Origin of the sequence: Glutamicibacter sp. V16R2B1 (assembly GCF_005774635.1) — a bacterium.
GTDB classification, from domain to species: domain Bacteria; phylum Actinomycetota; class Actinomycetes; order Actinomycetales; family Micrococcaceae; genus Glutamicibacter; species Glutamicibacter creatinolyticus.
The window spans coordinates 128,459-142,539 of sequence record NZ_VATX01000003.1; the positions used below are offsets into that span (position 1 = coordinate 128,459).

At 64.9% G+C, this 14,081-nt stretch carries 15 protein-coding genes and 1 tRNA gene; 4 read left to right on the plus strand and 12 right to left on the minus strand.

Translation table 11 applies throughout. The features are described 5' to 3' along the window. Positions 1-31 precede the first annotated feature (31 nt). The 3 genes from FDN03_RS01460 to FDN03_RS01470 are packed head-to-tail and all read left to right on the plus strand — an operon-like array spanning position 32 to position 2,591. Positions 32-748, plus strand: a complete 717-nt coding sequence (locus FDN03_RS01460) for a LytTR family DNA-binding domain-containing protein (protein ID WP_138173390.1) — start codon at positions 32-34, stop codon at positions 746-748. Then, a complete protein-coding gene (locus tag FDN03_RS01465; RefSeq protein ID WP_138173392.1) occupies positions 745-1,119 on the plus strand; it encodes a hypothetical protein in 375 nt (124 codons plus the stop codon). The genes FDN03_RS01460 and FDN03_RS01465 overlap by 4 nt, the downstream gene beginning before the upstream one ends. Further along, entirely contained in the window at positions 1,116-2,591 is a 1,476-nt protein-coding gene (locus FDN03_RS01470) for a cation acetate symporter (RefSeq protein ID WP_138173394.1), read from the plus strand. The genes FDN03_RS01465 and FDN03_RS01470 overlap by 4 nt, the downstream gene beginning before the upstream one ends. A gap of 65 nt (positions 2,592-2,656) precedes the next feature. On the opposite strand, the gene FDN03_RS01475 is transcribed toward FDN03_RS01470, so the two are convergent. The 6 genes from FDN03_RS01475 to rpsB form a co-directional block, all read right to left on the minus strand. Further along, positions 2,657-3,229, minus strand: coding sequence for a DivIVA domain-containing protein (locus FDN03_RS01475; protein ID WP_138173396.1), 573 nt, complete (start codon positions 3,227-3,229; stop codon positions 2,657-2,659). Between the two features lie 121 nt (positions 3,230-3,350). Next, entirely contained in the window at positions 3,351-4,295 is a 945-nt protein-coding gene (locus FDN03_RS01480; RefSeq protein ID WP_138173398.1) for a phosphatidate cytidylyltransferase, read from the minus strand. Further along, entirely contained in the window at positions 4,295-4,852 is a 558-nt protein-coding gene (gene frr / locus FDN03_RS01485; protein WP_138173400.1) for a ribosome recycling factor, read from the minus strand. Before frr ends, FDN03_RS01480 begins: the two co-directional genes overlap by 1 nt. 102 nt (positions 4,853-4,954) lie before the next feature. Continuing rightward, positions 4,955-5,677 carry a UMP kinase gene (gene pyrH, locus FDN03_RS01490; RefSeq protein WP_138173402.1) on the minus strand — a complete coding sequence of 241 codons (723 nt, stop codon included), beginning with the start codon at positions 5,675-5,677 and terminating at the stop codon, positions 4,955-4,957. A gap of 253 nt (positions 5,678-5,930) precedes the next feature. Next, positions 5,931-6,767 (minus strand): translation elongation factor Ts, encoded by an 837-nt coding sequence (gene tsf / locus FDN03_RS01495; RefSeq protein ID WP_138173404.1) that lies wholly within the window; start codon positions 6,765-6,767, stop codon positions 5,931-5,933. 146 nt (positions 6,768-6,913) lie between these two features. Further along, entirely contained in the window at positions 6,914-7,762 is an 849-nt protein-coding gene (rpsB, locus tag FDN03_RS01500) for a 30S ribosomal protein S2 (RefSeq protein ID WP_138173406.1), read from the minus strand. Between the two features lie 388 nt (positions 7,763-8,150). Here rpsB and FDN03_RS01505 point away from each other — a divergent pair, with 388 nt between their 5' ends. Then, positions 8,151-8,672, plus strand: a complete 522-nt coding sequence (locus tag FDN03_RS01505; RefSeq protein WP_138173408.1) for a M23 family metallopeptidase — start codon at positions 8,151-8,153, stop codon at positions 8,670-8,672. Between the two features lie 46 nt (positions 8,673-8,718). Here FDN03_RS01505 and FDN03_RS01510 read toward each other — a convergent pair whose 3' ends face one another. The 6 genes from FDN03_RS01510 to FDN03_RS01535 form a co-directional block, all read right to left on the minus strand. Further along, positions 8,719-9,570, minus strand: coding sequence for an SGNH/GDSL hydrolase family protein (locus tag FDN03_RS01510; RefSeq protein WP_138173410.1), 852 nt, complete (start codon positions 9,568-9,570; stop codon positions 8,719-8,721). A 174-nt stretch (positions 9,571-9,744) separates the two neighbouring features. Beyond that, positions 9,745-9,818 (minus strand) — tRNA-Ile (locus FDN03_RS01515). Between the two features lie 91 nt (positions 9,819-9,909). Continuing rightward, complete coding sequence (locus FDN03_RS01520) at positions 9,910-11,103, minus strand: glycosyltransferase (RefSeq protein ID WP_138173412.1); 1,194 nt, start codon at positions 11,101-11,103, stop codon at positions 9,910-9,912. Positions 11,104-11,143: 40 nt separating this feature from the next. Next, positions 11,144-12,067 carry a DMT family transporter gene (locus FDN03_RS01525; protein WP_138173414.1) on the minus strand — a complete coding sequence of 308 codons (924 nt, stop codon included), beginning with the start codon at positions 12,065-12,067 and terminating at the stop codon, positions 11,144-11,146. Between the two features lie 151 nt (positions 12,068-12,218). Further along, the gene (locus FDN03_RS01530) at positions 12,219-13,061 is read right to left on the minus strand and encodes a phage holin family protein (protein ID WP_138173416.1); all 843 of its coding nucleotides are present in this window, start codon (positions 13,059-13,061) and stop codon (positions 12,219-12,221) included. A gap of 321 nt (positions 13,062-13,382) precedes the next feature. Then, positions 13,383-13,883, minus strand: a complete 501-nt coding sequence (locus FDN03_RS01535) for a DinB family protein (RefSeq protein ID WP_138173418.1) — start codon at positions 13,881-13,883, stop codon at positions 13,383-13,385. Positions 13,884-14,081 lie beyond the last annotated feature (198 nt).

The window sequence follows — 14,081 nt, forward strand, 5'->3', positions numbered from 1 at the left end:
GTGCGCGGCGGCGACTGGGTAGACTGGAACAATGATCAATGTCGTAGTAGCCGACGATGAGCTGCCGGCAGTCGAGGAACTGGCCTACCTGCTCAGCCAGGACTCCCGGGTCGGGCAGATCTTCCGGGCCACCTCCGGGGCGGCGGCGCTGAAGGCGCTGGAGGAAGAAGACGTCGATGCCCTGTTCCTGGACATCCACATGCCCGCGTTATCCGGGCTGGACATCGCCCGGGTCATTTCCCGCTTCACCAATCCCCCGCACATCGTCTTCGTCACCGCCGACGAGGACCAGGCGCTGGAGGCCTTCGAACTGGCCGCGGTGGACTACGTGCTCAAGCCCATCCGCCCGCAGCGGCTGGCCGAGTCGGTGCGGCGCATCTGTGAGCTGGTCGAGGACACCCAAACCAAACCGGAAATGGTCACCGTGGACCAGGGTGGGGTCACCAAGCTGATCGAACGCGACTCCATTGCCTATGTGCAGGCGGCCGGGGACTACGCGCGGCTGCACACGCCCAACGCCAGCTACCTGATCCGGGTGCCGCTCAACGACCTGGAAACCCAGTGGGGCCCGGCCGGCTACGTGCGCATCCACCGCTCCTACCTGGTGAACATGGAACACGTGCAGACCGTCAAGCTCGCCACCGGCAAGGCCTCGGTCCTGGTCAACGGCGTGGAACTGCCCATCTCCCGCCGGGCGCTGCCCTACCTGCGCGAGAAGCTCTCGGCCAACCGGGTGCGGCCACTGTGAGCCAGGATCCCGATGCGCACTTCGCCGCCCAGCGCCCGGCCCGGGTTCGGGTCCAGGCCCCGGCGGATGCCGCCGTGGACCTGCAGGTTCCCTCCGCCGAGCACAGTGCCGAGAACTTCTATGTGCGCCAGCTGATCCGTTCCCAGCTGCGCCTGGCGGTCTCGGTGGCCAGCGGCATCATCGTCCTGCTGGTGGGCATCACGGTGCTGCTCTCCTACTGGCCGCAGATTTCCCAGATCACCCTGGCGCGCATCCCGCTGCCCTGGTGGATCCTGGGGCTGGGGGTGTACCCGCTGATCCTGATCGCCGGGGTGCTGTACAACATCTCCGCGGTGCGCAACGAGAAACGCTACCGGAGCATCGCCCGATGATGGCGGTGCTCAGCCTGCTCACCCTGCTGGTGGTGTGCCTGGCCACCGTGCTGGTGGCGGTGCACGGGCTGCGCCTGTCCCGCACCACCTCCGACTTCTATGTCGCCAGCCGCACCGTGCGCCCCTGGTGGAACGCCTCGGCGATCGGCGGCGAATACCTTTCGGCCGCCTCCTTCCTGGGGGTGGCCGGGCTGATCGTGGTCTCCGGGCAGTCCGGGCTGTGGTTCCCGATCGGCTACACGGCCGGCTACCTGATGCTGCTGCTCTTTGTGGCCGCGCCGCTGCGCCGCTCCCAGGCGTACACGCTGCCGGACTTCGCGCAGATCCGCTTCGCCTCCCTGCCGCTGCGCAAGCTGACCACCTACCTGGTGGTGCTGATCTGCCTGCTGTACATCGTCCCGCAGATGCACGGGGCCGCGCTGACCCTCTCGATTGCCACCGGGCTGCCGGGCTGGGTGGGGCCGCTGATCGTGGCGGCGGTGGTGTGCCTGACCGTGGTCTCCGGCGGGATGCGCTCGGTGACGTTCGTGCAGGCCTTCCAGTACTGGCTGAAGCTGGCCGCGCTGGTGATCCCCACCGTGCTGTTGCTGGTGCGCATCATCCCGGGCAACGACCCGGGGATGCGGGTGCAGCAGCTGAGCGAACGCATGGGTGATGGCGGCAGCCTGGGGCTCTACGAAACCATTTCCATCATCATTGCCCTGCTCTTTGGCACCCTGGGCCTGCCGCACGTGCTGGTGCGCTTCTACACGAACCCCACCGGCCAGGCGGCCCGCTCCACCACGGTCATCGTGCTGGGGCTGCTGTCGGTCTTCTACATCTGGCCGGTGGCCCTGGGGGTGCTGGGACGGCTCTACACCCCCGAGCACCACGCCCCGGGCAACGCCGATGCCACGGTGCTGCTGCTGCCGCAGTGGATCTTTGACGGCTGGGCCGCGGACGTGCTGACCGCGGTGGTGGTCGGCGGCGCCTTCGCCGCGTTCCTGTCCACCACCTCCGGCCTGGTGGTCTCCCTGGCCGGGGCGGTGTCCCAGGAGTTCTTTGCCGGCACGGTGCGCGGGTTCAGGATCTCCACGGTCATCGCCACCGTGGCGCCGCTGCTGGTGGCGGCGTTGACCAGTTCCCTGGCGCTGGCCGGGGCGATCGGCAACGTGTTCGCCTTCACCGCCTCAACCATCTGCCCGCTGCTGCTGCTGGGCATCTGGTGGCGGCAGCTGACCAGTATTGGCGCGATGGCCGGGATGCTTACCGGCGCGGTGAGCTGCGCCCTCGCACTGCTGGTCAGCGGGCTGCTGGCCGAATCAGAGTCCGTGCTGGCGGCGCTGCTGCGCCAGCCGGCCGCGTGGAGCGTGCCGCTGGCGTTCGTGGTCACGGTCCTGGTTTCGCTGACCACCGCCAAACGGGTTCCGCGCAACGTGGACCGGATCCTGGAACGGCTGCACGTGCCCGAACGCAGCGCCCTGAGCGACTGACCCCACCCTCACCGGATCACCGGCGTTCAGTGCCGTGCCGCGCCGCGCTCTTGTTCGTTGCGGTGCTAGTCGATCGAGGCCATCAGTTCCACGACGCGGTCCAGGAACGCGTCTACCTGGGACTCCTCGTACCCCTCGGTGCCGATCGCGGTGCGGAACTCGACGCGGCGCACCGAGTCCACGCTCATCGGCACGTCCTTTTCGAAGTACTCGATGAGCTGGTCGCACAACCGGTCAACGTCCTCGACGTTGTAGCTGGCGGCGTTGGAGCGCGAGGGGCGGCGGAAGCGTTCCCCGTGGGAGCGGTGCAGGCGGCCACGCAGGATGGCGGCCAACCGGCCCACCTGCTGCAGCCAGACCTCCTCGCCCTGGTGGGCGATCAGGTCGTCGCGTTCCCGCTTGGCAAACACGTCCTCCAGGCGGTCCAGTGCCCCGTCGACCTCGCGGGCGTTGTAGCCGCCCTTCTGCGGGGCGAAGGTGGTGCGGCGCACCAGGTGGCTGGTCACCAGGGTCTCATCGGACCCCTCGCCGTTGAAGGTCTCCCGCGCCCGGTCCAGGAAAGCGTCTACCTGCTTCATGTTGTACCCGAACTCCTGCTCGGAGACCCGGGAAAACGGGGTATCTGCTTGCTGCGACACGTTTCATCCTTCGTCGTACTGGCTCGCGCCCTGGTTCGTGGCCTGGTCGTACCGCGCACGGTACCGGCAATATTCTATGCGTTCGAGATGCCCCGCGGGCCGGGGCACACCGTCGCGGGTCCTAGGAGTAGGTGGTCACCCAATCGATGAGGTGGGAGGCGAGATAGGTCAGCGGAACGGAGAAGAGCACCGAGTCCAGCCGGTCCATCACCCCGCCGTGGCCGGGCAGCAGGTTGCTCATGTCCTTGATGCCCAGTTCGCGCTTCACCATGGATTCGGACAGGTCCCCGGTGGTGGCGGCCACCACGATGAACACCGCCAGGATCAGCCCGGTCCACCACGGCATCTGCAGCAGGTACTGGGCGCACAGGGCACCGATCACCATGGCGCCGAGCATGGACCCGGCGAAGCCCTCCCAGGACTTCTTCGGCGAAACCTTCGGGGCCATCGGATGGCGGCCCAGCAGCACCCCGACAATGTAGCCGAACGTGTCATTGGCGACCACCAGCAGCAGCATCGAGGCGATCAGCCACCGGCCCTTCTCATCGGCCAGCAGCAGGACGGCGAAGCTCAAAAGCAGCGGCACCCAGCTGATGATGAAGACCGAGGCCATGATCGAGGCGCTGGCGCCCTTCAGGCCCTCCATGATCCTGAACAGCACCGCCAGCAGCAGTGAGCCCAGGTAGGCGAAGCCCAGGGCCTGCAGCCCCCCGAAGTAGGCGGCCGCCGGCAGCAGGGCGCAGGCCAGCAGCACCGGGGTCAGCGGGACGGCGGTGCGCACGTGGCTGGTGGCCCGGGCGACTTCCCAGCTGCCCAGCCCGGCCAGGACGACCACCATGGCCAGCAGCGCCAGCGGGAACCAGAACAGTCCCACCAGGACCGCGCCCAGCAGCACCAGGCCCACCGCGATGGCGGCGGGCAGGTCGCGTCCGGCCTTGGATTTGCTGGCTGCCGCCGCCTGTTCGGCGGCGCGCAGCTCACGCCGCGTGCGCGGCGCACGAGGGCCCGAGTCGGCTGGCGGCACCTGCGCTGCGGTGCCGCCGACCGGGTCTGGCTGGTCTGGCATTAGACGTCCAGCAGCTCTGCTTCTTTGCGCTTGAGCAAATCGTCGATGGCCTCGGTGTGCTTCTTGGTCAGCGCGTCGAGGTCCTTTTCACCGCGGTTGCCGTCGTCCTCACCGACTTCGCCGTCCTTGACCATCTTGTCGATGGCTTCCTTGGCCTTGCGACGGTGGTTGCGGATGCCGACCTTGGAGTCCTCACCCTTGGTGCGGGCCAGCTTCACGTATTCCTTGCGGCGTTCCTCGGTGAGCACCGGCAGCACCACGCGGATGGTCTTGCCGTCGTTGGACGGGTTGGCCCCGACCTCCGAGTCGCCCAGCGCCTTTTCAATCTCGCGCAGCGCGGAGACGTCGTAGGGGGTGATCATGATGGTACGCGCATCGGGCACCGCGAAGGATGCCAGCTGCTGCAGCGGGGTGGGCGAACCGTAGTAGTCGACCATCACCTTGGAATACATTCCGGGGTGGGCACGCCCGGTGCGGATGTTCGCGAAGTCTTCCTTGGCGGCCTCGATGGTGCGTTCCATTTTCTCGGCGGCTTCCGCCAGAGTTTCCTCAATCACCGGTACTCCTTCAGGGTCCTTTGGCTGGACCAAAACCCGGTTTCACATCGGTGCCACCGGGCTTTGGCAATTCAAACTAGTTCAATCCTATGCCACGATGGGCTACGGCGTGACCGTGGTGCCGATCCGTTCGCCGCGGATCGCGGCCGCGACGTTGCCTTCGCCTTCCATGCCGAAGACCAGCATGTTCAGGTTGTTGTCCTGGCACATGGTCATCGCGGTCTGGTCCATCACCCGGATGTTGCGCACCAGCGCGTCGTTGTAGGTCAGGGTCTGCAGCTTCTGGGCGGTCGGGTCCTTCTTCGGGTCCGCGGTGTACACCCCGTCAACGCCGCTCTTGGCCATCAGCACCTCGTCGGCGTCCACTTCCAGGGCGCGCTGGGCGGCGACGGTGTCGGTGGAGAAATAGGGCAGCCCGGCCCCGGCACCGAAGATCACCACACGGTCCTTCTGCATGTGGCGGATGGCGCGGCGCGGAATGTAGTTCTCCGCCACCTGGGCCATGGAGATGGCCGACTGCACGCGGGTTTCCACCCCGCACTGCTCCAGGAAGTCCTGCAGCGCCAGGCAGTTCATCACGGTGCCCAGCATTCCCATGTAGTCCGCGCGGGAGCGGTCCATGCCGGCGGCCGAGAGTTCGGCGCCGCGGAAGAAGTTGCCGCCGCCGACCACGATCGCGGTTTCAACCTCGCCCACGGTCTGGGCGATCTGCTCGGCCACGCCGCGCACGGTGGTCGGGTCCACGCCGACATTGCCGCCGCCGAACACCTCCCCGGACAGCTTGAGAAGGACGCGGCGACGCTTGGGGGTATCGGTAGGGACCATCAGTTTTGCTCCTGGAGGATGGTAGTGCTTGCGGCTGGTCGGTGTGTCCCCGCTACGAGGCGCGGGCCCGGGTGCCGGGTGGGCGTCCCGTGGTCGGGGCAGGGGGTCTGGGGTGGCCGGTGCGGCCGGTGTGGGTGGAGTCCGGGCGTGGGAAAGGGGAGGCGAGTCACCGAGTATGCTCGGTGCTCACCTCCCCTCCTGATTCCCGCCGCCCGTGCCGGGCGGCTATGCTAGCTGCGGATCGCTGCCCGTGTTAGGCGCCGACGCGGAAGCGTGCGAACGCGACCGGCTTGGTGCCGGCCTCTTCGAAGATCTGGCCGACGGACTTCTTGGCGTCCTTGGCGAAGGCCTGGTCCACCAGCACGATTTCCTTGAAGAAACCGGTCAGGCGGCCTTCCACGATCTTTTCCAGGGCCTTCTCCGGCTTGCCCTCGGCACGCGCGGTCTCATCGGCGATGCGGCGCTCGTCCTGGACGCGCTCGGCCGGAACCTCGTCGCGGCTCAGGTAGGTCGGGGCCATCGCTGCGGTGTGCACGGCCACGTCGTGGGCGGCGGTGGCGGCAGCCTCGGAGTCCGAGTCAACGGCCAGCAGCACGCCAACCTGGGCCGGCAGGTCCTTGCTGGTCTTGTGCAGGTAGGCGGCAACCTTGGTGCCCTCGACGCGGGCCACACGGCGCACGACGACCTTCTCGCCCAGCACGGCGCCCTCTTCAACGACAACGTCGCCCACGGTCTTGCCGTCCAGCTCGTAAGCCAGCAGGGCATCCACGTCGGCGGCGCCGGAAGCCACGGCGGCATCCAGAACCTTGTTGGCCAGCTCGATGAACTTGTCGTTCTTGGCCACGAAGTCGGTCTCGCAGTTGATCTCGATCATGACACCGGCGTTGCCCTCGACCTTGGCGGCCACCAGGCCCTCAGCGGTCGAGCGGCCTTCGCGCTTGGTGGCGCCCTTCAGGCCCTTGATGCGGATGATCTCGATGGCCTTCTCGGCGTCACCGTTGGCCTCGTCCAGGGCCTTCTTCACGTCCATCATGCCGGCGCCGGTGCGCTCGCGCAGTGCCTTGATATCAGCAGCGGTGTAGTTTGCCACGTGCGTTCCCCATTCACTAGGAGGTTTCAAGTTATTTCGCTCGTGGGACGGGTCGGTGTCCCGGCCCGTCCCACGAGAGGGTCTGGAGTTACGCCCTTGATCTCAACGTAGCATCAACGGACAAACTCCATGAGTCATTCAGGTGACTACTCGGCGGCTGGCTTTTCAGCAGCTTCCTCGGTAGCGGTCTCGGCCTTGGGGGCCTCTTCCTTCGAAGCCTCTTCCTTGGCACCGGCTTCGAGCAGCTCGCGCTCCCACTCGGCCATCGGCTCTGCGGCACCCTCGGCCTTGCCGGCAGCCTTGTTGTTGCGGGCGATCAGGCCATCGGCAACAGCGTCGGCGACAACGCGGGTGAGCAGGTTGACGGAGCGAATGGCGTCGTCGTTGCCCGGGATCGGGTAGGTGACTTCGTCCGGATCGCAGTTGGTGTCCAGGATGGCAACCACCGGGATGCCCAGCTTCTGGGCTTCGTCGATGGCCAGGTGTTCCTTCTTGGTGTCAACGATCCAGATTGCCGACGGAGTGCGGTTCAGGTTGCGGATACCACCAAGGTTGTTCTGCAGCTTGGTCAGCTCGCGCTTGAGCAGCAGCAGTTCCTTCTTGGTGTGGCCCGAACCGGCAACATCCTCAAAGTTGATCTCTTCCAGTTCCTTCATGCGCTGCACGCGCTTGGAAACGGTCGAGAAGTTGGTCAGCATGCCGCCCAGCCAGCGGTGGTTCACGTAAGGCTGGTTGACGCGGGTGGCCTGCTCGGCAATGGCTTCCTGAGCCTGCTTCTTGGTGCCGACAAACAGGATCGAGCCGCCGTGGGCGACGGTCTGCTTGACGAAGTCGTAGGCGCGGTCGATGAACGACAGCGACTGCTGCAGGTCGATGATGTAGATGCCGTTGCGCTCGGTCAGGATGAAACGCTTCATCTTCGGGTTCCAGCGACGGGTCTGGTGGCCGAAGTGGACGCCGCTGTTCAGCAGCTCTCGCATGGTTACGACTGGCATGTCGCAACTCCTTCCGGCAGTAGCGGACCGGCCGGTTTTCGACCGCGGTAACTGCCCTAGTTGTTTGGGTTTTCCGCGCAAGGCCCTGGTGGCCATACGCCCTAGTGCTACGTTCACGCCTGCACGCGGCAGGCGGGCTGACCCCACCGATTGCTCGGACCTCTGGGGCCTAGACACAAAATGAATCGTGAAACGTGGCACGCGAAGTCAATTCCGCATCCGCGACCGGTGTTTTGGGCACACCTGTCGCACGAAACTGCAGTTCCAAGTGTACTACACGGCTCCACGCGCTCCAGTGCCCAGGGGCCGGTGGATCCAGTGACACCGGTTACCCACATTGCGTCGCCGCCATCGCCCGTGCCGGGGTACGCGGCTCCACGGTGGAGGCATGAAAAAGTTTCGCAGGTTCCGGTCCCTGGCCATCCTTCCGCTCTTGGCGGTGTTGCTGGCCCTCTCCCCCACCCCGCCCACGGTGCCCTCCGGCACGGCGGGCGAATTCGATCAGCCCTGGCACTGGCCGCTGTCCGGGGATGTGCAGGTGCTGCGTGAATTTGATGGTCCGGTGCAGACCTGGTTGCCCGGCCACCGCGGGGTCGATCTAAAGGCGTCGGCCCGCATCAGCGTGCTTGTCCCGCAGGGCGGGGTGGTGTCCTATCGCGGGTTCATCGTGGACCGGCCGCTCATCGTCGTCGATCACGGGCAGGGTTTCAAATCCAGTTTTGAGCCGGTGACCTCATCCTTGCGAGTCGGAGATGCGGTGCGGGAACGGGAAGTCATCGGTGAGGTGGCCTCCGGCGCCCACTGCGATGGCCGGTGCCTGCATTGGGGTGTGCGGCTGAATGGCGAGTACATTGACCCGGCGTTGTTGATCGAAGACTTGCGCCCCTCGATCCTGCTTCCCCTGCACTGATGCAGCTGTTCCGGTGCCGCTGCAGCCAACGAACCCCCTGCCCGGCTCAGGATGAGTTCGGCTGCAACGGTTCGGCTCCGGGCAGTTGGATGCTTTGGCGCGCCAGCCGCTTCCGGTACTGCTTCTTCATGCCCCTGGCCGGATACATCGGTTCAGGCCAACGGGGCTGCAGGGTGTCGCCCAGGGTGATGCCGCGCATCCGCCGGCCGAACATGGGCAGCACCCATTGGCGCAGCCACTCAACATCGCGCTGCGTGGCCTGCAACAGACCCATCCGTTCGGGGGTGTCGAATGGCTCGAAGGAGAGCCGGTGGTTTTCACCCAGGATCTCCAGGATGCGAATCGCCATATAGCGGTGCCCGGCTCGGTTCATGTGCAACTTGTCGGTGTCCCACATCCGCCGATCCCGGTAGGCGTTCCACGTCCAGTAGTCCACGAGCGTCACGGTCGAAGGATACTGTTCGGCCAGTTCACGTACCCGCTCGTTGAACTTCCAGTTGCGTCGCTTCAACGGGGCCAGCAGCGGATGGACCGGGATGTCAAAACCGGTGAAGAGCAGAACCTGGGCGCCGGAGCCGGCAAGCCGGTGCACGGCCTGGGTGTAGCAGTGGAGCAGCTGCGCCATGTCCTTGCGCAGCTCCATGATGTCGTTGCCGCCGGCGTAGAAGCTGATGACGTCCGGCTTCATGGCCAGCGCCGGTTCAACCTGTTCGGAGACGATGCGTTCCAGCCGGCGGCTGCGGATCGCCAGATTGGCGTAACGCCATTGCGGATCCTGTTTGGACAGCTGCTTCGCGACCCGATCGGCCCAGCCTCGCACCCCATTGGGAAATCTCGGATCCCAGTCCCCCACGCCCTCGGTAAAGGAATCACCAATCGCAACAAAAAGCCGGCCCATGAAGATTCAGGCTAGGCAGGCAACGTGGCGGGCAGGCAACGAACGCTCGAACAATCGGTGGCGCGACGTGGGTGCGCCACGGCCTTGCCCTGTCGTTCAACCCTGCCAGGGGCAGCGTCTGAGAATGCGAAACACCGGATGACTGTCTTCACAGCGCATCCGGTGTTCTATGCGTAGGGCGTGCCGGACTTGAACCGGCGACCAAGGGATTATGAGTCCCCTGCTCTAACCAACTGAGCTAACGCCCCACATGAGCTGCAAACCATCCAGGGGGTTGAGCACACTCGAAATATTCTAGAGCATAACCATCCGGTTCCTGGAACTGGGTGTCACGGGATTTTAGTCCCACACCTGTTCCGAGCCGTCGAGCATGCGGCGGTAGATGCCCTCGAAGGCGTCCATCGTGTTCTTCTGGGCGTGGTTCATGACCTTGCGGTGCCCGGCCCTGCCCATCCGCTCGCGCTCCGTCTCATCCAGTGACAGGATGCGATCCAGCTTTTCGGCCAGGTCCTTGCGGTCACCGGGCTGGAACATGTAGCCGTTGATCCCTTCATCCACCAAATGCGGCAGTGCCAACGCGTTGGCCAGGACCACGGGCTTGGAGGCCGAAAGCGCCTCCAAGGTGACCAGGGACTGCAGTTCGGCGGTGCCCGGCTGGCAGAATAGGTCACAGCGCAGGTAGGCCTCGCGCAGTTCCTCGTCGCTGATGTGCCCGAAGAACTTGACCCGGTCCGCCACACCCTGTTCCTTGGCCACCTGTTCAAGCTTGCTGCGCTGTTCGCCGCCGCCAACGATCTCCAGTACGGCGTTGGGCACCTGTCTCATCAGCGGCAGTGCCTCGATCAGTTCGTTGACGTTCTTCTCCACGGCCAGGCGCCCGACGAACAGGATGGTGGGTTGTTCATTGCGCAGCACGCTCTCACCTTCGGTGAGCTCGTAGTTGCCCACCTCAATGCCGTTGGACAGCGGACGTACCCGGGTCAGGCCGGCGCGTTCGCGCATCGCCTTGGCCGCCAAGGGGGTGGGGGTGGTGATCACCTCGGCGCGGTTGAAGACCCTGCCCATGTCCCACCAGGAGTAGCGGAAGTACAGGTTGTTGAACCACTGCGGGAAGGGCAGGAACGGGTTCAGGTTCTCCGGCATCAGGTGATTGGTCGCCACGGTGCGGATATTCCTGCTGCGCCCGTAGGACAGCGCAGCCCGGCCGATCATGTAGTGGCTTTGGGCATGAATCGCATCGGGCCCGATCTCCCGCAGCAGCCGCTGGATCTGCTTGTTGACCTCCCACGGGTAGGTGATGCGGAAGTAGTCGTGGGTGGGCACGGCGTGGGATTCGAGCCGGTGCACGATCGCCTCGGGACGCACCTCGGTGTAGGTTTTTCCCTTGTTGCCCCGGCTGGCCAGCACATGGACCCGATGACCGCGCGAATGCATCGCGGTGGCCAGCCGGTAGCAGAACGTCGCCGCGCCATTGACATCCGGCGGGTAGGTGTCGGCGGCAATGACGATGGTCAGCGGTTTTTCCTCGGCCACGCAGTCTTCCTTGCTTGTAGGCGTGTGGTCAGTTATCAGTTCACTTGTCGGCGTCGTCACGCTTTTCCATTCCCCCGGCGGCAGCCTTCTTGGCGCGTTGTTCAATCACATCTGGATGGTGCTTTGACAGGGCCACCACCCCGACAATGGCCAGCAGGCCGGCGATGCCCATCACCACGCCGATGACTCCTGGCACGTCCGGGCGCAGTTCGTTCAGGATCGAGATGCCGATGGCGATGCCGATGATCGGGTCGATCACAGTCAACCCCGCAATCACCAAGTCCGGCGGGCCCTTGGAATAGGCGTTCTGCACGAAGTAGGAGCCCAGCAGCCCGGCGATCACCACGAATCCCAGGGCCAGCCAGGGCAGGTTCGCGAACTTGAACTCTTCCAGGTGCATCAGCGCGATGGCGATGGTGCGCACCAGCACCGCCACGAACCCGAAGAGCACCCCGGCCCCGGCGATGTAGAAGAACGGCCCAAACTTGTGGCGTCCCAGGAAACCGAAGACGGCGAAGAAGACCACCAGTATGGAGAGGATCATCTCGATCAGCAGGGTCTGCTGCGGGGAGGCGTCACTGTTGCGGGTGGTGACGTTGATGGCCAGCAGCACGAAGCCCACCGAACCGACCATGCAACTAACGATTGCCAGCACCGTGGGCCGGTTCATCTTCAGGTTGTTTTCCTTCGCGTTGACCACCGCGGTGATCACCAGCGCGATGGCGCCGATGGGCTGGACAACGGTCAGCGGGGCGCTGGCCAGGGCGTAGACGTTCAGCACGGTGCCGGCACCCAACAGCAGGGTACCCAATACCCAGCGTCGGTTGGCCAGCAGTGCCGGAATGTTGCCCCAGGAAAGGTTCAGCCCGCCGGTTTGCGTCCGCACCGCCCCGGATTGCCAGTGTGCGCCGAAGGCCAGGCATACAGCGCCACATAACGCGGCAGCTACAGCGGTCCAAACCATGGCCGTGCTATCTCCTCAGCTCGTGACCGGCAACGACGTCAACCCACTGGTGTCCGCCCGGTCTGGTCGCGAACATTCAGTTACTGGAGTGGACCTTGGTCGTCAGACCGGGCCGGCTGCCCCGCCCGGGGCAGCCGGCATCCGAAGCAGGCTAGGACTTACGCAGCAGCTTGCGCAGCACGCCGACGAGCGCCAGCGCACCGGCACCGATCAGCGCGAAGGGCTTGGCCTTCTCCATCCGCTCCTGGGTGGCGCGTTCCTGATCGGTCTGCACCCCCGTGGTGGAGGAGGGCAGTACGAAGCTGCGGGCCTTCGCCGCGGCGTCCGAGACAGTCGACCCCGCCTGGTCGGCCATGCGACGGGCGCGATCGACCTTAGCTTTTGGGCCGCGCATGCTCTCTTCGAGGTTGTCACGCAGCGCCTGGATCTGGCGGCGGCGGCGCTTGGTGCGCAGGATCAATTCGTCGGCGCTCGGTGCCGGAGGCTTCGGTTCCTTGTCCTTGCCGTCCTTGTCGTGCTCGTCGTCCTTGGACTTCTTCTTGCGCGGTTCATCCAGGCTCGACTCGTCGAACTCGCTGCCTTCCTTCAGCACGCCGATATCGTGGCGGATGCCTCGAATCGCAGCGTCCGGAGTCAGCGGCAGCGCCTTCTTGATCTTGCGGTAGCCCACCAAGCCCAGAATCAAAGCGACAAGCAGGAAGAACCCGGCAACAATCAGCGCGGCAGCCCATCCGGGCAGCCAAATTGCCAACACGTTGACCAGGGTGACCACTACAGCAATCACAAACAGCAACAGCACAACCAGCGCGCCGACGGCAAGGCCGACAGCGACGCCCATGCGGATGCCCTTGTCTTTCAGGAGGGTGGTCGCCAGCTTCGCCTCATCGGACAGCTGCTGTGGGACCAGCTCCTTGAGCCCCTCTACCTGCTCCTTGGCATTCTTGATGCTGGTTTTCAGATTTCCGCCTACTCGCGTCGATCCTTCTTCAGACATGGTTTCTCCAGTTTTCTCGATCGCCAAGCGACCGGTGGTTCAAAACTAACACCCCGGCCGCTGATTCGGACTCAGCCTCAAGAGGTAAACCCACGGTATGAGAACCCCCAACTTGCGCTGTACGTATCATCGATTCGCCAGTCTATCGTCTAATGAACCCGCATTTCCGGCATTTACCAGCAGATTGGAGGGTTTGATCAATTCCCCGAACAGAATTCGGGTGTGAATCGGCGCTCGGCCGGGGGGGCGGGCCACCAGTCCCCTGGGCGGCATCGCGCGAGGATTCATTGCCTCTTCGCGGCTTGTTCACCGCTTCGTTCCCTAGCGCTGGATCCCCAGGATGTATTGCGCCTGGGAAACGTGGGCGAAGGCATCCAATGAAATGCTGAGCAGCCTGGCCCCACGGCTGACCGGCGGCTCCCAGCGCCGGTCCACAATCTGCGCCAGCTCACCGTCGCTAAGAACATTGAGGTAGTCCAGCTGGGCGTTGATCACGGCTTCGAGGTGCTCCATCAACAGGCGCGGATCCTCGACGACGACGCTGCGCGCCTGTTCGGGGCTGTGCCCGAAACCCATGTCATCCTCGGCGAGAGACAGGTCGAAGCGCTCTTGGTAGCCCTGCGCCGTCCACACCGGCTCCTTGCCGCTGAGCTGGGAAAGCTGAACATCGATTTCCCGTGCTGAATGCCACAGAAGCCACGCGATGGAGTTGTCGTGGCCGGGGTGCCAGTTCAGGTTCTCGGCGGTGAGCTGGTCTTCAATGGATTTTGCGGCTTCGAGCGGACGGTAGGCCAAGTCCTTGAGGACTTCAACGGAGTTCATATCATCTCCCCTTTTCGTGGTGTATGCCCATCGTAGGAGCGATCCCCGCGCCGAAGATAGGCCTTTGAGCTCACGTTTTGCTGCGGCTTAGGATGATCCGCCTCCGGCCTGGGCCCCAAAAGCCGGCCTATAGGCAATAAAGTGTGTCTGAAAACCTGGTCCTGCCCCGGAAAGCCGGGACAGGATCAAGGTTCACAT